The organism is Limnohabitans sp. Rim11 (assembly GCF_001269365.1).
Classification (GTDB): domain Bacteria; phylum Pseudomonadota; class Gammaproteobacteria; order Burkholderiales; family Burkholderiaceae_C; genus Limnohabitans_A.
Window position 1 is genome coordinate 763,650 of record NZ_CXOM01000002.1, and the last position, 18,780, is coordinate 782,429.

Annotated in this window: 19 protein-coding genes and 1 pseudogene; 5 read left to right on the forward strand and 15 right to left on the reverse strand. The window is 53.6% G+C overall.

Features of this window, described 5'->3' with window-relative positions:
* Nucleotides 1-20: 20 nt before the first annotated feature.
* The 11 genes from gspF to gspG all read right to left on the reverse strand — a co-directional run bounded on the left by gspF (nt 21) and on the right by gspG (nt 10,627).
* Nucleotides 21-1,247 carry a type II secretion system inner membrane protein GspF gene (gene gspF / locus AMM03_RS08325; RefSeq protein WP_090130308.1) on the reverse strand — a complete coding sequence of 409 codons (1,227 nt, stop codon included), beginning with the start codon at nt 1,245-1,247 and terminating at the stop codon, nt 21-23.
* A gap of 28 nt (nt 1,248-1,275) precedes the next feature.
* The gene (locus AMM03_RS08330; protein WP_090130310.1) at nt 1,276-2,694 is read right to left on the reverse strand and encodes a GspE/PulE family protein; all 1,419 of its coding nucleotides are present in this window, start codon (nt 2,692-2,694) and stop codon (nt 1,276-1,278) included.
* Nucleotides 2,694-4,754, reverse strand: coding sequence for a type II secretion system secretin GspD (gspD, locus tag AMM03_RS08335; RefSeq protein WP_090130804.1), 2,061 nt, complete (start codon nt 4,752-4,754; stop codon nt 2,694-2,696). The genes AMM03_RS08330 and gspD overlap by 1 nt, the downstream gene beginning before the upstream one ends.
* 74 nt (nt 4,755-4,828) lie before the next feature.
* Nucleotides 4,829-5,698, reverse strand: a complete 870-nt coding sequence (gene gspN / locus AMM03_RS08340; RefSeq protein WP_090130312.1) for a type II secretion system protein N — start codon at nt 5,696-5,698, stop codon at nt 4,829-4,831.
* 22 nt (nt 5,699-5,720) lie between these two features.
* Complete coding sequence (gene gspM / locus AMM03_RS08345) at nt 5,721-6,203, reverse strand: type II secretion system protein GspM (protein ID WP_090130314.1); 483 nt, start codon at nt 6,201-6,203, stop codon at nt 5,721-5,723.
* A complete protein-coding gene (gene gspL / locus AMM03_RS08350) occupies nt 6,200-7,504 on the reverse strand; it encodes a type II secretion system protein GspL (protein WP_090130316.1) in 1,305 nt (434 codons plus the stop codon). The genes gspM and gspL overlap by 4 nt, the downstream gene beginning before the upstream one ends.
* A complete protein-coding gene (gene gspK, locus AMM03_RS08355) occupies nt 7,501-8,598 on the reverse strand; it encodes a type II secretion system minor pseudopilin GspK (protein WP_090130318.1) in 1,098 nt (365 codons plus the stop codon). Before gspK ends, gspL begins: the two co-directional genes overlap by 4 nt.
* On the reverse strand, nt 8,595-9,257 hold the full coding sequence (locus tag AMM03_RS08360; protein ID WP_090130320.1) for a PulJ/GspJ family protein: 663 nt from the start codon (nt 9,255-9,257) through the stop codon (nt 8,595-8,597). The genes gspK and AMM03_RS08360 overlap by 4 nt, the downstream gene beginning before the upstream one ends.
* Nucleotides 9,257-9,631 carry a type II secretion system minor pseudopilin GspI gene (gspI, locus tag AMM03_RS08365; protein ID WP_090130323.1) on the reverse strand — a complete coding sequence of 125 codons (375 nt, stop codon included), beginning with the start codon at nt 9,629-9,631 and terminating at the stop codon, nt 9,257-9,259. Before gspI ends, AMM03_RS08360 begins: the two co-directional genes overlap by 1 nt.
* Nucleotides 9,628-10,164, reverse strand: coding sequence for a pilus assembly FimT family protein (locus AMM03_RS08370; RefSeq protein ID WP_090130325.1), 537 nt, complete (start codon nt 10,162-10,164; stop codon nt 9,628-9,630). Before AMM03_RS08370 ends, gspI begins: the two co-directional genes overlap by 4 nt.
* Nucleotides 10,139-10,627, reverse strand: coding sequence for a type II secretion system major pseudopilin GspG (gene gspG, locus AMM03_RS08375; RefSeq protein ID WP_369793684.1), 489 nt, complete (start codon nt 10,625-10,627; stop codon nt 10,139-10,141). Before gspG ends, AMM03_RS08370 begins: the two co-directional genes overlap by 26 nt.
* 52 nt (nt 10,628-10,679) lie before the next feature.
* Here gspG and AMM03_RS08380 point away from each other — a divergent pair, with 52 nt between their 5' ends.
* On the forward strand, nt 10,680-11,150 hold the full coding sequence (locus tag AMM03_RS08380; RefSeq protein WP_090130327.1) for a hypothetical protein: 471 nt from the start codon (nt 10,680-10,682) through the stop codon (nt 11,148-11,150).
* 66 nt (nt 11,151-11,216) lie between these two features.
* On the opposite strand, the gene ilvA is transcribed toward AMM03_RS08380, so the two are convergent.
* Nucleotides 11,217-12,764 carry a threonine ammonia-lyase, biosynthetic gene (gene ilvA, locus AMM03_RS08385; RefSeq protein WP_090130329.1) on the reverse strand — a complete coding sequence of 516 codons (1,548 nt, stop codon included), beginning with the start codon at nt 12,762-12,764 and terminating at the stop codon, nt 11,217-11,219.
* A 220-nt stretch (nt 12,765-12,984) separates the two neighbouring features.
* Between ilvA and AMM03_RS08390 the strand changes: the two genes are divergently transcribed.
* On the forward strand, nt 12,985-13,434 hold the full coding sequence (locus AMM03_RS08390) for an OsmC family protein (protein WP_090130809.1): 450 nt from the start codon (nt 12,985-12,987) through the stop codon (nt 13,432-13,434).
* A 2-nt stretch (nt 13,435-13,436) separates the two neighbouring features.
* Here AMM03_RS08390 and coq7 read toward each other — a convergent pair whose 3' ends face one another.
* Nucleotides 13,437-14,105, reverse strand: coding sequence for a 2-polyprenyl-3-methyl-6-methoxy-1,4-benzoquinone monooxygenase (gene coq7, locus AMM03_RS08395; RefSeq protein ID WP_090130331.1), 669 nt, complete (start codon nt 14,103-14,105; stop codon nt 13,437-13,439).
* 195 nt (nt 14,106-14,300) lie between these two features.
* Between coq7 and AMM03_RS08400 the strand changes: the two genes are divergently transcribed.
* From AMM03_RS08400 to AMM03_RS14155, 3 genes and pseudogenes are all read left to right on the forward strand, one after another.
* Nucleotides 14,301-15,332, forward strand: coding sequence for a porin (locus tag AMM03_RS08400; RefSeq protein WP_194942826.1), 1,032 nt, complete (start codon nt 14,301-14,303; stop codon nt 15,330-15,332).
* Between the two features lie 51 nt (nt 15,333-15,383).
* Complete coding sequence (locus tag AMM03_RS08405) at nt 15,384-16,205, forward strand: DUF3047 domain-containing protein (RefSeq protein ID WP_228764614.1); 822 nt, start codon at nt 15,384-15,386, stop codon at nt 16,203-16,205.
* A 7-nt stretch (nt 16,206-16,212) separates the two neighbouring features.
* A pseudogene (locus tag AMM03_RS14155) lies at nt 16,213-16,332 on the forward strand (ABC transporter permease); the annotation flags it as partial.
* A gap of 106 nt (nt 16,333-16,438) precedes the next feature.
* Here the strand turns inward: AMM03_RS14155 and AMM03_RS08410 are convergent.
* Complete coding sequence (locus AMM03_RS08410; RefSeq protein WP_090130335.1) at nt 16,439-17,284, reverse strand: MurR/RpiR family transcriptional regulator; 846 nt, start codon at nt 17,282-17,284, stop codon at nt 16,439-16,441.
* A gap of 3 nt (nt 17,285-17,287) precedes the next feature.
* Nucleotides 17,288-18,757, reverse strand: coding sequence for a glucose-6-phosphate dehydrogenase (gene zwf, locus AMM03_RS08415; protein WP_090130337.1), 1,470 nt, complete (start codon nt 18,755-18,757; stop codon nt 17,288-17,290).
* Nucleotides 18,758-18,780 lie beyond the last annotated feature (23 nt).

Genomic DNA, 18,780 nt, shown 5'->3' on the forward strand with positions numbered 1-18,780 from the left:
TGTGACACTGGCGTTCAACATTACTTGACCCATTGGTTGAGTTCCATGATGGGCATCAACACCGCCAACACAATGACCATGACCACACCACCCATGAGAACAATCAGTAAGGGCTCCAAGATGGTGGCCAGGGCCATGGCTCGGCGCTGTACATCTGAAGACAGCTGCTGTGCAGCGCGCTGCAACATGACGGGCAATTGGCCCGTTTGTTCGCCCAAGCGGGCAAACATGGCCAGCAAACTGGGAAAGCGTTTTTTCTGACCCAAAGCCATGGCCAAGGGCGCACCCTCGCGCACCAGCACCAAGGCATCCAAGACGTCGGCGCGCATGGCTTGGTTAGACAGGGTGTCGGCCGCCGATTGCATGGCTTTCAAAATAGGCACTCCTGCACCCGTCAGCATGGCCAAGGTACTGGCAAAGCGAGCAGTGTTGTAGCCCGTGGCCAATCTGCCCAAAACCGGCAAACGCAAAAACGCGGCATCAAATCGAATACGCAGCGCAGTTTGTTTCATGGCTTGATAAAAACCAGCCCACGTCACAACCAGCATTAACAGCAAAAGCCATCCTTGGTTGCGAACAAAATCACTCAAAGCCAACATGGCCACTGTGAGTCCTGGCAATTTTCTTTGGCTGCCCGAAAACACTTGGGCCACTTGCGGCACCACGGTGCTTAGCAAGAAAATCACAATGACCAGTGCAATGAGACTCACTATGGCGGGGTACAAGGAGGCGCTCAAGAGCTTGGCTTTGAGCGCTTGTTGATCTTGCAAATCGTCGGCCAACTGCGTCAGCACTTGGCCTAAGTTGCCGCCTTGCTCGCCCGCACTGATGACGGCGGTGTACAGCGAAGAAAACTCAGCGGGGTGTTGTCCCATGGCTTTGGCCAAACCCAAACCTGCATTGACTTCTGCGCGCAGACTGGCAATGAGGTGAGCTTGTTTTTCAGATTCGGCTTCATCGCTTAGCGCGGTCAATGCGCGCTCTAGCGGCAGACCACTGCCAACCAAGCTGGCCAATTGCCGTGTCCAAACGGCCAACTCTTGTGCAGAGAAACATTTGCGCGAGCCAATTTCTAATTGCCAAATACTTTTTTTGTTGGCGCTGTCGGCGCTAAGACCTTGAACGACCAATGGCACAAGAGATTGGGCCCGCAATTGACTCCTAGCAGCTTTGGCACTGTCTGCCTCCAGCACGCCCTTGCGAAGGGCGCCGTCACTTTGTAAGGCTTCAAAAGAGTAGGCGGGCATAGTGATGGCGATGAATTAAAAAGCTAACTCAGTCCCGCGTCACGCGCAGCAACTCTTCGGCTTTGGTAATGCCCAACTGAACCAATCTCTCGCCGTCTTCGCGCATCAACACCATGCCGCCCGCCATGGCCGCTTCCCGAAGATGCGCCTCCGATTGTTTGGCATGAATCTGAGCCCGCAAGCCGTCATCGGTAATGAGCAATTCAAAAATACCGGTGCGGCCCGCATAGCCCGTTTGTGCGCAATGTTGACAGCCACTGCCTTGACAATGTGTACAAACTTTGCGCACCAAGCGCTGGGCCAAAACACCCAACAAAGAAGAGCTTAAGAGGAAGGGCTCAATGCCCATGTCGGTAAGGCGTGTGACTGCGCTGGCCGCGTCGTTGGTGTGCAATGTGGCCAAGACCAAGTGTCCGGTCATGGAAGCTTGAATGGCAATTTGTGCGGTTTCGAAGTCGCGAATTTCACCAATCATGATGATGTCGGGGTCTTGCCGCAAGATGGCGCGCAAGGCCTTGGCAAAGGTCAAATCAATTTTGGCGTTGACTTGCGTTTGACCCACCCCGGCCAGCTCATACTCGATGGGATCTTCCACCGTCATGATATTGCTGCCTGTGGCGTCCAAGCTTTGCAGCGCGGCATACAAGGTGGTGGTTTTGCCAGAGCCTGTGGGGCCTGTGACCAAGATCAACCCATGGGGCTGTGTCACCAATTGTTGGAAGCGGTGCAAGGTGTTGCCCTGCATGCCGACAGACTCTAAGCTGAGACGCGTTTCAGATTTGTCCAACAAACGCAGCACTGCGCGTTCGCCATGGGCGCTGGGCAATGTCGAAACACGAACGTCCACTGCCCGTGAACCCAGACGCAAACTGATGCGGCCGTCTTGCGGCAATCGCTTTTCGGCAATGTCGAGTTCGGCCATGATCTTTAAGCGCGAGATGAGCGCTGCATGCAAAGCCCGATTGGGTTGCACCACTTCACGCAAATTGCCATCCACTCTAAAACGCACACTAGAGTGGCGTTCGTAAGGTTCAATGTGAATGTCGCTGGCGCCATCGCGCGCAGCTTGCGTTAAAAGCGCATTCAACATGCGAATGATGGGCGCATCGTCGCTGGTTTCTAGCAAGTCTTCTACGGCGGGCAGTTCTTGCATCATGCGCGACAAATCGGCTTCGGATTCCACTTCACTGACGACGGCTGCTGCACTGGATTCGCCAGGGCCATATTGCGCGGTATAGGCTTTGCTGATGCGTTGCCTGAGTTGCGCTGTCTCTTCACGGGCAATTTCAAGACCCAAATTGTCATGACCCCATTTGCGCATTGCTTCGGACAATGCGTTGGGCGCTGTGTCGGGGCAAAGCCATAACGTCAGACGCGTGCCGTCGTCTTCAAGCAGAAGAAGTTGGCTGCGTGCAAACGCATAGGGAAGAGGAAAACGCTGTGCCATCAGGGTTTGCGCTTGGCTTCAGGTAATACCGGTGCGCCCACGTTGGGCAGTCCAGCGCTGGGAGCAGGTTGGGCTTCAACTTGCGCTCCTCGCATTTGTTCGTAGCGTCCCATGGACAGGCCGTCGGTGGCATTGGCATCGCGCACCACCACGGGTCTTAAGAACACCATCAAGTTGGTTTTCTTGCGGCTTCTAGATTCAGCACGAAACAAATTGCCAAACACAGGCACATCGCTCAAGCCCGGAATACGCTCTTGACTGTTGCCGTAGTCGTCTTGCAACAAACCGCCCAAAACCACAATGGCGCCGTCTTCAACCAAGACGCTCGATTCAATGGAGCGCTTGTTGGTAATGAGGCCAGTTGCAGAGCCAACAGAGGCTGGGTCTAAACGGCTGACCTCTTGATAAATTTGCAATTTGACGGTGCCGTTTTCACTGATCTGCGGCTTCACGCGCAAAGTTAAACCCACATCTTTGCGCTCAATGGTTTGAAACGGATTGACCGAGCCGGCATTGGTGTTGTTGTTGGTGTACTGGCCTGTTACGAAGGGTACGTTTTGACCAATCACAATTTTGGCTTCTTCGTTGTCCAGTGTTAGCAAGTTAGGTGTTGACAGCACATTGCCATCACCAGTGGTTTGCAAGAAACGCGCTAAAAATCCGAGCACATAAGTGCCGTTGCTGTTGTGGGCGATGCCCATGTTCAAGCCAGTTGAGGGCGCCACAGTGCCAGTAGCACCTTGCGTGGCCAAAGAAATCAGATTGGCACCACCCACTTTAAAGTTGGTGCCCAAGAGGCCAATGTTGGTATCACCTTTGTTGCCCACGGGGCCTTGCCATTGCACACCAAATTCGGCGGCTTTTTCGGCGCTGACTTCGGCAATCAAACTCTCGACAAAGACTTGGGCACGGCGCGCGTCAAGCTTGTCAATGACGGCGCGCAGTTGTCGGTATTGCGGTTCGGGCGCCGTGATGATCAAAGCGTTGGTGGAGGGATCGGCCTGAATTTGCCCACCCGTGGAAGGCTGCGCACCTGCTGCATTGAACGTGGCATTGGCACCGCTTGGATTGTTGGCGTTGGGTGTGGACGTGTTGCTTGGATTGCTGGTGGTACCAGAAGGCGTCGTTGCTTGCGCTGTGAGTGCAGCGCGCAAAGTGACAGCCAACTTGGTGGCATCGGCATTTTTCAGGTACACCACATGGATATTGCCACTGGCCGCATTGGGTCCTGAATCGGAGGGGCGATCAAGTTGCGCAATCAATGAACGCGCCAAAGCCATGCGGGGGGCATTGGCGGCTCGCACCACCAAAGAGTTGCTTCTGGCTTCTGCCAACACGGTGGTTTTGAATGACGCATCGCCCTGACCTGCTGCCGGTGCGGCGGTGTTGGTGGCTGCACCAGAGTCCAACAGTCGCTGCAACATGGGAACCAAGTCGGTAGCCAAAGCATGCTTGAGTTGAACCACTTCCACACCGGTGGCATTGGCCACGTCGAGCGCGGCCACAATGCGTGCCAAGCGTTGCAGGTTGTCGGCGTAATCGGTAATCACCAACGCGTTGGTGCCGGGGTTCACGTTGACGGTGTTGTTGGGGCTGATCAAAGGCCGCAAAATGGGCACCAAATTGTTGGCGTTCTCGTGATTCAGCTGAAATATTTGGGTGACGATTTGTCCGTTAGAAGCCGGCACCGCACCTGCGGAGACACCACCACTTTGCAGTTTGGCATCTGCTTCTGGTACCACCAAATACAGGCCCGACGATTCCACCAGAGAGTAGCCTTGCGTGCGCAACTGAGCAGCAAACAAACGCAGCGCTTGCGAGGGCGGCACAGGCACTGTGCTGGTCAAGGTGATGGTACCTTTGACGCGCGGGTCGACTACCACGTTGTGCCCTGACAAAGTGGCTAGGGTTTTGGCCACGGCATCGATGTCGGCGTTGGTGAAATTCAGGGTGACAGGCTCTGGATTTTTCTTGCTGGACTTGCTTGCAGGGGTTTGTGCGTGGGCAACACCCATCAAACCGTTGAACCCCGTGAGGCCAGTAATGCCAGTGAGGCACATGACCAACAACAAACTGCTAAGTGGTTTGAGTGAGTGCGTCGAGCAGGAATTGGAAAGACGTGAGGCCATGATGTTCAACCCAGTGAAAGCAAACTGCGCGCCCCTTGGCGCCGTCCAATGATGTTCAGTAAATTTGACAAAGCGGCTGCGTGCTCAGGCACTGCAGACGCTTCACCCCGAAATTGAAATTTTGACCCTTGCCATTGGCCTTGGCCACTCAAAAGCAAGCTGCCCGCTTGGGTGCTTAAGTTCAGCTTGGGAGATGCGGCGTTGGCGGGGTCGCTTGTCAAACTTAGCTGGTAGGTTCCCATCGGTTTGAGGGTGCTGAGCTTGGAGGACAAGTTGTTGGCCGTCAAATTCAAGCTGCCCAAAATGCGAGTTTGTTGCTGCGTCCACTGCAACATCAGTTGCTGGGTCTCTAGCACCAAGCTGCCTTCTGGCTGCATCGTGTTCCAGGGCGCGCCCAATCCACTCAGCCATTGGGCGGGCCACTCTGAGCGGTGATTGTCGATTTCAACTTGCCAAGCATTCAAGGTCTGCATCGGGGCAACATGCAATTGGGCCGGCTGTGGCATGCAGCAAGACGCTTGCAGACTCACCTTGACGCTGGGCAAACTGGCGGCATTGAGGCCCAGACTGATTTTCCAAAGCACACGACCTGGAAGCGCTAGCGCATCGCGGCTGCCGTCGCCGCCGGTCAAAACCAATTTGCCTGAACCCTTCCAAACAGAGCCTTGGGCTTCTTGCAATTGAATCTGTCCTTTGGAGGCTTCTGCCAAGCCACGGGCGAGCCATTGCGCTGGCAAATTTAATCCAAAAGAAAAAATAGCACCCGCCAATGCGCCCAACCAGGCCCAGCGGTGAATGTTCGATTTTGAAGGACCCACAGACGAAGCTCTGCCAAGGGCAGAAGCTTTGGAGAGTGCAGGTCGCAGTAATTTCATGGTGCTTAAATTAAGGCTGCGTTCACAAATTCAAACTCAAAATTAAAGTGCCACGCCAAACCTCTTGTGAACCCGTCTTGGTTTTTTGCAATTTGGCTTCTATGGGCAAGGCGTGCGCTTGTGTTCTTGCGGCTCCCAAAAATTGCGCCAAGCCTTCTGCCGAGACGCTGGTCAAGGTGAGCGTGGCCCGGGTTGCCTCGAGATTGAGTTTGGCGCCATTGCCCAAAATTTCTGTGGCGCTTTGTTGCAAGAGCGCAGTGGCGTCTTGGACCTTGATGCGAGGTGCTTTTTGCAGCGCAATCGCTTGAGCTTGTAAAGCCTTTAAAGATTCGGATTGTTTTTCAAGCTGGGCCAGTAGAACCGGTGCTTCTTGGTAAGTCTTCAGTGCAGGTGCAATGTTGCCAAACCAAAGCAAAATGCCAATGAACACAAGGCCCAACAACTGAATGCGGGTGCGATCTTTTTCAGGCAAGGCTTGAAGGTGGCTGCGCCATTGTGAAATCATGCGCCCCTCCTGTTAGAGGCGTTGTTCAAATTGTTCAAATTGTTCACATTACTCACAATGCGCCATTGACCCGCATTGACTTGCGCGTCATAGCCTTGAGAGCGAAGCGCGCTGATGAACTGCGTTTGTTGTTCGTTGGACAGTTGCAGCCCTTGAAGGCGAATTTCGCCAGCGCCTTGCGATTGAAAATCTAAGCTGTTGATGCTTTGCCCCTCGGGCAATGCCATGCCAATGGCCTGCAACACTGTTTCCAAATCTTTGCCACTTAAGCTGCCCGCTTGCCGTTGCAAGCGCTCTAGTTCGCGAGACATTTGAAGAGACGCATCGACCACCGGCACATTCGGAAAAGTTTGGGTGAGGATGTTTTTTTGAAGCTCTTTTTGGGCTTTGACTTTGGCGTTCAACTGCCAGGCAGCGGCATTGAGCCCCAAGCATTGCACCGCCACCAAGATGGCCAAGCTCCAACGCACAGGGCGCCAGGCGCGTGCGTATGCCAATTGTTGCCATGCGCGCTGAAGGCTTTGACGCCATCGGGCACTGCCATGCGCTGCAAATTCAAACTGAGCCAAATCCCAATCGGTGGCTGCGGCTTGCGCGTAACGCTCAGCGGCAGGGGTCACTGCAATGCGCCAAGAGTTGAGGCTTTCAGATGCAGCGCCGCTCACCATCGATTGCAAGGCCTGCAAAGATTTTTGTGCCAAATCAGCGACCGCAGGCTCTGCTTGGATGGTCAGACCCTTCAATGTATCGATGAAGTTGTGATCTTTGGCTTGCGCCGCATTCAATTGCTCAGACCACAATTGAATGCCAGCTTGCAAAGGCAGCCGCCATGCGCCTTGTGCGGTACTGACCCACAGCCAAGCATCTTCTGGCACGCCACTGACCCAAGCTTGAGCGCTAGGGTTGGCATTGGCAGGCAAAGGCGACCACTCCGGCACGATTCGATGAATGCGTTGGCCTCTGTTTTGCAGGTCATTCAAATGAGCGCGCAGCCATTCTTTTTGGCAGACTGCCACCCATATTTGCGAGCTCTCTTGCCATTGCGGTTGAATGGCCAGGTGCATGGCTTCAGGCTCATCCAGCAAATGTTCCTCAAGCAAAGATTGAAGAACCGGCAGCAAGCGATTTTTTTGTTTGAGACCCGTGGGCAAGGTGACAGAGTGCCACGACAGCGCCGCTGCGGGCACCACAGCCCAAACCTCCTTGTTGCGCGCGCCCACCGCTTGCGTTGGCAAGAGGGTGGGGGTGGCATTGGCACTGAGTGGGGCGCTCAGTGGCAGTGTGAAAACTTGGGTTGTCATGGCTTAACCAATTGTAGGAGCGAGTCTTGGCTTGCAGGAGGGAGTATTCCCGCAATTTTTTGACGCCAAACAAAACTTGTGTTGCCTGAGTCCCTGTAAATCAGCGCGGTCTCTTCTTGGGTCCGGTCTTCTAGGCGCAATCGGCCCCAAACTTCAAAGTACTTTGACCCTACTGCAAATTGGGCAGAGTCTAGGCTTTTGACGCCCAAGGCTTTGGCGGCATCTGTCAAATTGACAAAATGCGATTGCCCCCGAAGTTGAACAAACTTTTGGGCGCTGCTCAGGTCCAAGCCTGCCACCGAGGCATAAATGACTTCTGCACTGGCAGTGTTCAAGTTGAGGGGGGTGCTTTCGGGCAAGATGGTCAGGTGGGGTGCCAGCCTGGCCAGGGTTTCGGCACTGACCCCTAGCCACTGCAACTGGCCTATTTGCTGCGGCAACAGCACAGCCGTGCCTGAAGCACCGACCGATGCCATTGAATTGACCCCATTGTTTGGCTGTTTGCTCTGAATTCTTTGACGCGCTGCTTGCGTGGCGTTAAGCCAAGCTTGCGCCATCATTTCTAGCTCAGTGCCGGGCAGTCCAAGCACCCCAAAAAGTCGGGACATGCTCAGTTGCATGTTGGCAGAAAAGCGAGCTGGCCCCTTGCCATCATTGGGCTCTAGCCATTGGGTCAAATTGAGACGGCTTTGTGCATCGATCAATTGGCCCGACAAAAAGACTTCTGGATCGCCCTCGCGAAGTTGTTGGTCTTGTGCCAAAAATGTCGACAATTTAGCTTCTTTCAAAGGCAAGGCCCAAGGCTCGCCCAAATGGTCTACGCCGCCCGCAGCACTCACCTGCCCGCTACCAGACGAAAGCGAAGCACCAGCAACGCCCGCCAAAGCGTCTTCCCGCAAAATTAGCCGCGTCCAATCGAAGGCACCATTGAGCAACCACGACGACTGGATGCGCTGCCGCTCAGCGCTTTCCACTTCGACATGGCGCCATTGCTGCCAAAGCGCCACGCTGGCCAAAGTGGCCACCAAACTCACCACCAACATGGCGCTGATCAAAGCCACGCCTTTTTGGTTTTTGATATTGTGAGGCGTCATTGTTTCACCGCCGTGAAAGTGGGGCGAACCCAATCCATCGTCACTTTGCCTTGAATCTCGGGCCGGTCTGCCAACTCAAGCACCAAGCGAAGCCCTTCAGGCAGATTTTGCAAACTGCTTTTGCCGTTGGTATTTGAATTGGTGTTGACGTCGCTAGACAGCGCGTTGGTCCAAGCACCATCGCGGTGAAAATAAATTTGCCAAGTTTGCACAGGATGAATCACAACTTCTTGCGCCGTATTGGCTTTCAAATTGCCTGCTGACTCCGCCCAAATTTGCGCCTGAGTCCAGGCTTGTGTCCAAGCATCGTTTTGCATCAAAGGCTCAGATTGCCAGCGTGTCCATTGGCCATTGCCCAATGTCCATGCCACTACTTGAACGCCCGCTTTGGGGTCTTGTGAATGCTGTCTGGTGATGCGCATCACACGGCCATCCCACTCCAAGGCGGGTGTGCCTTGCAAGACCAGCATGTTGTCGAGGTCGGTGCGCCACTGGGCCATGCCCATCTGCAAATTTTGCGTGGCATCGCTGCGCGTTTGCAGAGCTGTTTGTGTTTTGAACATGCCATCCAAACCGCGCCAAGAGATCAGGGCCATCAAGGCCAAAATGGCACTGGCCATCAGAACTTCAATTAGCGTGAAACCTTTGGACGCCTTCATCAGTAGCGCCCCAAAACTGTCGAGAGTTGCAACACAGGCGTGGTGTCTGAGGCAGTGATCCAGTCAACCTTGGCATCGATGCGCCTGAAGTTGGGGTTGGGTGTGGTCTGCACATTGAGGGTGACACGCAAATCGAGATTGGCTTGAGGACAAGGGGCCGTGCTCACGCCCACTGAAGGCATTTGCCTTGACAAGCGCAAACGTGAAAACTCGTTCTCGGCACAAATTTGTGCCAACCACTGTGTCGATTGACGTGATGCATTGCGGCTTAATGCATCGGTAGAGCGCAGGCCTGCCATGAGCGCAATGGCCACAATGCTCAAGGCCACCAACACCTCAATGAGTGTGAATCCGGAAGACCTGTGGTGTGTCATGGCGCAGAGCGATTGACGCGAAACGGTTGGATGCCATCGGTACTGACCCACAGCTGAAAATTTTGGCTGCTGAGGCGCACACTTTGTGGGCCAATGATGGGGTCGGGGCCAAGCCTTAACAGGCTGTCGGCTGCCACCTGCGTTTGCGGTGACAACCAGGCGGTGGGCAAAGCTTGCGTCGGCAAACCATCAAAGACAAACGCAACAGGTGCATTACTTGGGTCTTTATTTTCAAAAACAGGGCGCCACTGCACAGGCACGCCACTGCTTCTAGATCGGGCCCTGGCCGATTCCAAAAGGGATGCCAATCGTTCGGCATCTCGTTCTAAAAGTGTTTGCGAGGTATCGCGCAAACTGAAGCTGACGGTGGCAGTGCCAATGGCAATCAAGGCAATGACCACCAGCAATTCAATCAAGGTAAAGCCCATGGCGGGCTTGGCACATGGCTTCGCGCAGGTCGGTGCCTGCGATGAAGAAGTTTCTCGCCAGATGTTTTGCAATTTGGCTTTATTGCCAACTGCCGATGTCGGCATTCACACCCTCACCACCCGTTTGACCATCTGCGCCCCAAGACATGACATCTACCTCCGCTTTGAGGCCGGGGTTGAGGTATTGGTAAGGCCTGCCCCATGGATCGGCTGGCAGTTTGTCTAAGTAGTTTTTCCAATTGGTGGGCACAGGCTCGGTGCTGGGTTTGGTTACCAGGGCTTGGAGGCCTTGTTCGGCCGTGGGGAAACGTTGGTTGTCGAGCTTGTAAAGTTTGAGGGCCTGCATCAAATTGCCGACATCTGTTTTGGCAGCGGTCACGCGCGCATCATCGGCGCGGCCCAAAATATTGGGCACCACCAAAGACGCCAAGATACCGATGATGGCCAAGACCACCATCAACTCGATCAAGGTAAAGCCACGCTGCTTGCGAGCTTCGCCTAAGTTCGCTGCGTTGGCAGTGATGCCTGAATTGTTGGAGCAGTTTGTTTTTTGTAGGTTGTTAGAAATCATCGCCAAAGGGCCCTCTGCTTTTTTCATACTTCTCCATCATAATCTGCTCATGTTGCAAGTTAAAGAAGCACCTGTTAAATCCTTTTGGCCTGCGCTGTGCGCGCTGGGTGCATCGGCTGTTGCGGCTTACGCAGTGGTTTTTTGGATTTTGCAAATGCAAGGCCTGCAAACGCCCACATCGTTGGTGCCAGTTGTCTTTACAGACGCAGCCATCAAGGCATCGAACACCGCCAACAACGGCTCGCATGTGGCTGTGGCTTTGGGCGCACCCAAACCGTCCACCAAAGACGCTGCCAATTTAGCACCCACGGCCAATCAATGGAGTTTGTTGGGGGTGGTGGCAGGCGTGTCTGGCAAGGGTTCAGCCTTGATTGGCGTCAATGGCCAAGCGCCTAAAGCCTTCTTGCCAGGGCAAACTGTGGCGCCGGGTTGGGTGTTGCACTCGTTGGGTCACAGGCTGGCGCGGTTGGCGCCCAGCATGCAAGATTCACCGACGGTGACGCTTGAATTGCCCAAATAAATTGCAAAAAAAGCACTTAGCGAACATAGCTCACATAGCGCAATCAGCGCTTCAATCGCCCTTGGCTTAGCGCTGTAAAAACATCCGATAGACCGGGTTGAGCGTTTCTTCCACATAAGGGTAGCCCAAGGCTTTCAGAAACTTGTCAAAGGCCTTGTTGTCTGAGTCGGGCACTTGCAAGCCCACCAAAATGCGGCCGTAGTCAGCCCCTTGGTTGCGATAGTGAAACAAGCTGATGTTCCAACCGGGTCGCATCAAGCTTAAAAACTTTAACAAAGCGCCTGGACGCTCTGGAAACACAAAGCGCATGAGGCGTTCGTTTTGCGCCAGGCTGGAATGGCCGCCCACCATGTGGCGAATGTGCTCCTTGGCCAATTCGTCGTGCGTCAAATCGATGTTCTCAAAGCCGTGCTTCTTGAAGTTGTTTGAAATCTTGGTGCTTTCGCCCGCGCCTTGCGTGGTCAGGCCCACAAACACGTGGGCTTTGTCTGAATCGCTGATGCGGTAGTTGAACTCGGTCACATTGCGTGGGCCACCTGGCAAGTTGCCAATGAGTTCACAAAAGCGTTTGAAACTACCGCGCTCTTCTGGAATGGTGACCGCAAAAATAGCTTCGCGTTCTTCACCCACTTCGGCGCGCTCGGCCACAAAGCGCAAGCGGTCAAAGTTCATGTTGGCGCCGCACAAAATTGCCGCGTAGGTTTCGCCTTTGGTTTTGTGTTTGGCCACATATTGCTTGATGGCCGCCACAGCCAACGCACCTGCGGGTTCTACTATGGAGCGCGTGTCTACAAACACATCCTTGATGGCTGCACACACCGAGTCGGTGTCGACGGTCATGTACTCGTCGACCAAGCCGCGCGCTACGCGGAAAGTTTCTTCGCCCACCAATTTCACGGCTGTGCCATCAGAGAATAAACCGACGTCGTCTAGCGTGACACGCTTCTTGGCGTTGACCGATTGAATCATGGCGTCAGAGTCGTTCATCTGCACGCCAATCACTTTGATTTCGGGTCGCACGGCCTTGATGTAATTGGCCACACCCGCAATCAAACCGCCGCCGCCAATGGCCACAAACACCGCATCTAAAGGCCCTTGATGTTGGCGCAAAATTTCCATGGCAATGGTGCCTTGGCCGGCAATCACTTCGGGGTCATCAAACGGGTGTACGAAGGTCATGCCCATTTTTTTCTCAAGCATGACGGCGTGTTTGTAGGCGTCTGAATAACTGTCACCGACCAACACCACTTCGCCGCCCAAAGCTTTGACGGCATCGACCTTCACTTGCGGCGTGGTGGTGGGCATCACAATGACTGCGCGGCAGCCCAACTTGCTGGCGCCCAAAGACACGCCTTGTGCATGGTTGCCAGCCGAGGCGCAAATGACGCCCTTCTTGAGTTGGGCTGGCGTGAGGTGCGCCATTTTGTTGTACGCACCGCGCAACTTGAAGCTGTGCACGGGTTGTTGGTCTTCGCGCTTGAGCAACACGGTGTTGTGCAGGCGTTTACTTAAATTCTTGGCAATTTCCAAGTCTGATTCCGTGGCCACGTCGTAAACGCGTGCGTTCAGGATTTTTTTCAGGTAATCGGCGGGTTTGAGGTTTTTCGCAGTCATACCCGAATGATAGCGGGCGAAAAAAATGCCCCGAGCCTTTCGGCGCGGGGCAAATCCACCTTTTCAGAGGGTGGAGGAGACAAAGGGTTTGTGCAATTAACGAGATAAAAGCACAACTGTTCGAAATTTTACCTAAAAAATGCTGCGGTGCAACACTTTTGCAAAGGCTTTACGATTCGCATCTGTAAATTTTTAAAAATTGAAGAAAGAATCACCCAAAATGGAATGCACAGTCAGTTGGACCGGCGCTACAGGCGCCCGCTCAGGCATGGGTTTTGTAGCCGAAACCGGCAGTGGCCACGTCTTGATGATGGACGGCGCGCCCGATGCTGCCAAGCCCGAAAACGGCGGCCAAAACTTGGCACCCAGGCCCATGGAAACCGTGCTGGCCGGCACCGGCGGCTGCACTGCCTACGACGTGGTCTTAATTTTGAAGCGCGGACGCCACGATGTGCGCGGTTGCTCGGTCAAGCTAACTTCTGAGCGCGCCGACACCGACCCCAAAGTGTTCACCAAAATTCACATGCACTTTACGGTGTCGGGCAAGGGTATTCCGGCGTCGGCCATTGAGCGCGCGGTGGCCATGAGCCACGACAAATATTGCTCGGCCAGCATCATGTTGGCCAAAACAGCAGAAATTACGACCAGCTTTGAGGTGATTGAGGCTTGATCTTAAATGTGGTGCGCCACGGTGGTCATCACCTTGGCGGCCGCACCCATCACGCGCTTGACGGGCTCTGGCAGTTCGGCGGCACCCGACTTTTGGGCCATCCGGGCGTGGGCGGCTTCATCCGTCTTCATTTGCGCCACGATGGCCCTAGAGGCTGTGTCATTGGTTGGCAAATGGGTCATGTGGCTGGCCAAATGGGCCTCCACTTGGTTTTCTGTCTCCACCACAAAGCCTAGGCTTAGTTTGTCGCCGCCCAGTTTGCCTGCGCCATAGCCAATGGCAAAAGCACCAGCGTACCAAAGCGGATTCAGCAGCGAGGGGCGGCTGTTCAATTGTTCAAGCCGCTCATGGGTCCAGGCCAGATGGTCGGTTTCCTCACGGCAGGCGGCATCGAGTTTGGCCCTAAGCGCTGGGTCTTTCGAGGCTAAGGCCTGACCGGTGTACAAAGCCTGAGCACACACCTCGCCCACATGATTGACCCGCATGAGGGATGCAGACAAGGCTTTTTCGGCTGGGGTGAGTTCTGGGGCTGGGCCAGCAGCCGACAACACGCCATCCGCTTGCTTTTGAAGCTGAAGGGAAGGCTTGGGTGTGGCCCTTGAAGCCCTGGGCGTGGCAAACAAAGTGCGCAGGGCGCTGTCGGCGGCAAAGATCAAAGCATCGGCATTCATAGAAGGAAGTTTAGCCCTGTTGTTGTGTACAAGCAACGGAAAACCCGATAAATACTTCATTTTCTTTGCAGACCTCCCTTTGATCTGGTGGAATACAAACAACTTCCTGAAGGAGGTTGGTTTTGGGCCCAAGTGGCTTGCGAGTTCGCAAACACCCAACCCGAAGCCCTTGTTAAACCTTGGAGAACTTCTCAAATGAAAAAAACCCTCATCGCTTTGGCAGCTTTGGCCGCAACTAGCGCTTTCGCTCAGTCTTCTGTTTCTATTTCTGGTTCAATCCAGTACGGTGTTTCACGCAGTGCTGCAGGTGTAAACTCGTTTGGCGCTTTGAAAGGTGACCGCAACTTCGTTAACTTTGGTGGTGTTGAAGATCTGGGTGGCGGCACAAACGTCACATTTACGGCGCAGCAACGTTTCCGCTCTGAGTCAGGCCGTTTAGGTACTTACTACGCAACTGATTCAATTCCTTCTACTGGTACAACTGCTGCAAACACAAACACAGCTGACCAACGCAACGCTTTTGAGCAAACCGCTATTGGCGTGAACACTAAAAACTTGGGTGCTTTGCGTCTTGGTCGCTTCACCAATATTTTGGGCTTTAACTCTTACAACTTGATGGAAGACAGCGGCAACGGTGCTGGTACTTCTTCGCAAAATGGTCGTTTGTCTGCTCAAGTTCAGTACACCTCACCAGCAATCAATGGTTTCCAGTACATCTACTTGAATGCAGCCAAGGCTTCTAACAAGTATGGCACTGTGGCTGGCAACGGCTACGGTAGCGGCACATTGATTGGCACAACTCAAGACTTGACAGCACACACCATCAAGTACACAAACGGTCCTGTGTTCGCTCAGTACTCTGTTGTTGATGGTTTGATTGGTGAGGCTTCTACTCACCTGGGCGGTACCTATGATCTGGGTGGTGGTTTGAAATTGGCTGCTGGTCAATTCAACCAGAAAGACGCTTTTGGCACACAGTTAGCTCACAAAAATACATCATTTGGTGCTGAATACAAGTTTGGTGCTTGGACAACCGCCATCATGCGCAGCACTGCAAATGCAAAAATTGCTGCTGCTGATGTAGGCAAGAAAGAACAAACTGGTTTGAAGGCTTACTACAATTTGAGCAAGCGTACATCTATTGATACTGAGTACAGCAAGACATCTAAATCTGCTGCTGCTTCAAATGGCAACGCATACTACGTTGGTCTGCGCCACACTTTCTAATCCCCGCGCTGACTTTGGTCAGTTAGAGGTTTAGAAACTAAAAAACCCACCGTGGCAACATGGTGGGTTTTTTTATGGCACATTGGTAATCTAACGATTTTGAAATTGTTGGCATTTCAAACACACATGTTGAAAGACATTCCGCACATTCGCAAGTTGAGTCACCTGGCTTTGTGTTGGCTCGTCTGTGGCTTATGGGGTTGCTCTTCTTTGGTGAACGCTCCTGTTGCTGGCAATGCAAATTCCAGTACCCGTTGGCAGCCAGAAGATCAATTGAATTGGGAAATCGTCAAGCTGCCTGGCAAGGCGCCTACGAACTACGCTTTGGGCTCTAGGAACGCACAAAGTGCTTTACAAGCCAATGCCGACACTTCGGCCAGCATGTTGCGAAAAACCCTTCGCATCGAGCCCAATCAGTTGAATGCTTTGTCATTTGCATGGCAAGTGCCCAATCTATTGCCAGAGGCTGATATGGCTTTACGTGACCACGATGATTCGCCAGTTCGTTTGGTTTTGGCTTTTGAAGGCGACCGCGCTCAGTTCTCATCCAAAAACGCCATGTTGAGTGAACTCACTCAATTGATCACAGGGCAGCCTATGCCGTATGCCACGCTCATGTACGTGTGGTGCAATAAAAGGCCTGTGGGCAGTGTCATTGAAAACCCCCGGACCGATCGCATTCGAAAAATTGTGGTGGAGTCAGGTGCCGATCGATTGAACCAATGGCTTTCTTATGAGCGCAACATTCGCGCAGATTTTGAAAAAGCATTTGGTGAAGCGCCTGGCGCTTTGATTGGCATTGGCCTGATGACGGACAGTGACAATACCCGCAGCAAAGCGTTGGCTTGGTATGGTCCTATTGAATTGAAATAAGACAAACATGTTGGCATTTGTATTGCAGCGTCTCATTCAGGCCGTCATGGTGATGGTCTCGGTGGCCTTTATTGCTTTTTTGTTGTTTCAGTACGTGGGCGACCCCGTGCTGTTCATGTTGGGGCAAGGTAATCACATTGAAGTGATCATGAAAGATGGCAAGATTTACAAGCAGGATTGAAGAGGCCTTCAGCTCAATTATTTCAAATTGAGCTTGCTTGTGTTGGATGCGTTCAGGTGTAACGCTTGCTACGCAAGTTGTTTTTCATCTCGCGCAAAGCAGGTTGCAAAGATTCGCCAATGCGCAGTGCCACCGTGGTGGCCAAGATGTCAATGATCAGCAAATGCAAAAGGCGCGACACCATGGGGCTGTAGCGGTCGTAGCTTTCGGGGTGATCTGCCGTTAAATGAATTTGACCTGCCGTGGCCAAAGGCGAGCCGCTAGACGTAATCACAATGGTGGTCGCGCCGCGTTTGCGGGCAATGTCGCAGGCGTCCATCAAATCGCGCGTGCGACCCGAATTAGAAATGACCACCACACAATCGCCTTTGCCCAACATGGAAGCGCTCATGACCTGCATGTGACCATCGCTGTAGGCAATGGTGTTCATGCCCAAGCGGAAGAATTTGTGTTGGGCGTCTTGGGCCACGATGCCTGAATTGCCCACACCATAAAACTCAATGCGTTTGCCAGTGCTGTGCGTTTCCGCCAAAACTTGAACCGCTTGGTCCAAAGCAAAAGAAGAGGCATCGTTGCGGTATTTCAAAAACGCCGCCACGGTGTTGTCAATGACCTTGACCGCAACATCATTGGTCTTGTCGTCGGCATCCACGCTGCGGTGAATGAAGGGCACGCCTTCGCTCACACTACCGGCCAGTTTCAATTTGAAATCTGAAAGACCGTCATAGCCCACGCTTCTGCAAAAACGCACCACGGTGGGCTTGCTCACGTGCGCACGGTCTGCCAGTTCGGTGACTGGCAAGTTGGCAAAGGCTCGCGGATCTTGCAAAACCAATTTACCAACGCGCTGCTCTGCAGGCGCCAAAGAAGGCAGTGAGGCTTTGATGCGGTCTAGCATGGTTTAGTTTTCCTCCGACCAGCAGAATCCATCGCGGGCAATCATGGCGCTGGAGGCGCTTGGGCCCCATGTGCCAGCCGCATAGTGACGCGGGCCTTGGGTGTCTGTGGCCCAGTGTTGCAAAATGGGTTCGACCCAGCGCCAAGCTTCTTCTTGCTCGTCACTGCGGACAAACAAATTCAGACGGCCATCTAAAACATCGAGCAACAAACGCTCGTAAGCACCAACGCGCTCGCTGCCAAAGCGTTTGTCAAAGTCGAGGTCGAGGTGAACCGAGCTGAGGTGGTTAGAAGTTTGATGGCCAGTTTTGATGCGCTTGTGTTGGCCTTCGGCAAACAAGTGCAGTTCTAAACCGTCTTTAGGCTGCAAGTGAATGACCAACTTGTTCACGCCACCACCTGGTGCTTGAAAAATAGCATGCGGTGTGGGGCGGAAGTTGATCTCAATGTAGCCTTCGCGCGAGGCCAAACGTTTGCCTGTGCGAATGTAGAAGGGCACGCCAGCCCAGCGCCAATTGGCAATCTCTGTGCGCAGCGCCACAAATGTTTCGGTGCTGCTGTTGGGGTTGACGCCGGTTTCTTGGTTGTAACCATTGACCGCTTGGCCCTGCACATTACCTGCGCTGTATTGGCCGCGCACTACATGCTGGCTGAGTGTTTCGGTGGTCCAAGGTTTGAGGGCGCGCAAGACTTTGAGCTTCTCGTCGCGAATGGCGTCGGCATGCGCATTGATGGGCGGCTCCATGGCAATGGCGCACAACAATTGCAAAGCATGGTTTTGCACCATGTCGCGCAGGGCGCCAGTGTTTTCATAAAACGCGCCGCGCTTTTCGACACCCAACTCTTCGGCAATGGTGATTTGAATGTTGGCAATGTGCTCACGGCGCCACAGGGGTTCAAACAAGGCATTGCCAAAACGCATGGCAAACAAGTTTTGCACCGAAGGCTTGCCTAGGTAGTGGTCAATTCGGAAAATTTGTTGCTCTTCAAAGACCTTGCGCACGCTCTTGTTGATGGCCTTGTTGGACTTGAGGTCGTGGCCCAGCGGCTTTTCCAAAACGATGCGAGTTTTGGGCGTGTTGAGTTTGGCCACGGCCAATTGTTCGCAGACGGTATTGAACAAACTCGGCGCTGTGGCCAGGTACATCACCACATGGTCTGTTTCGCGTTCGGCCAAACGCGCCGCCAATTTGGCATAGTCGTCTGGGTTGGACAAGTCCACGCGTTCGTAGTGCAACATGGCCTTGAAACGGGCAAATTCTTCGTCATTCGGGCGCTTTGCGCCCTCGACTTGCTCAAATCGAGACTGAATCAGGGTTTGGTACTGCTCATCCGTCATGCTGTCGCGTGCCACACCAATGATGCGGCCGCCCTCAGGCAGGGTGCCGTGACGGAATGCTTGGAAAAGGGCCGGCATCAATTTGCGCCAAACGAGGTCGCCAGTGCCGCCAAAAAAGACTAAATCGAAGGACATGTTTATTTGTTACATAAAAATGA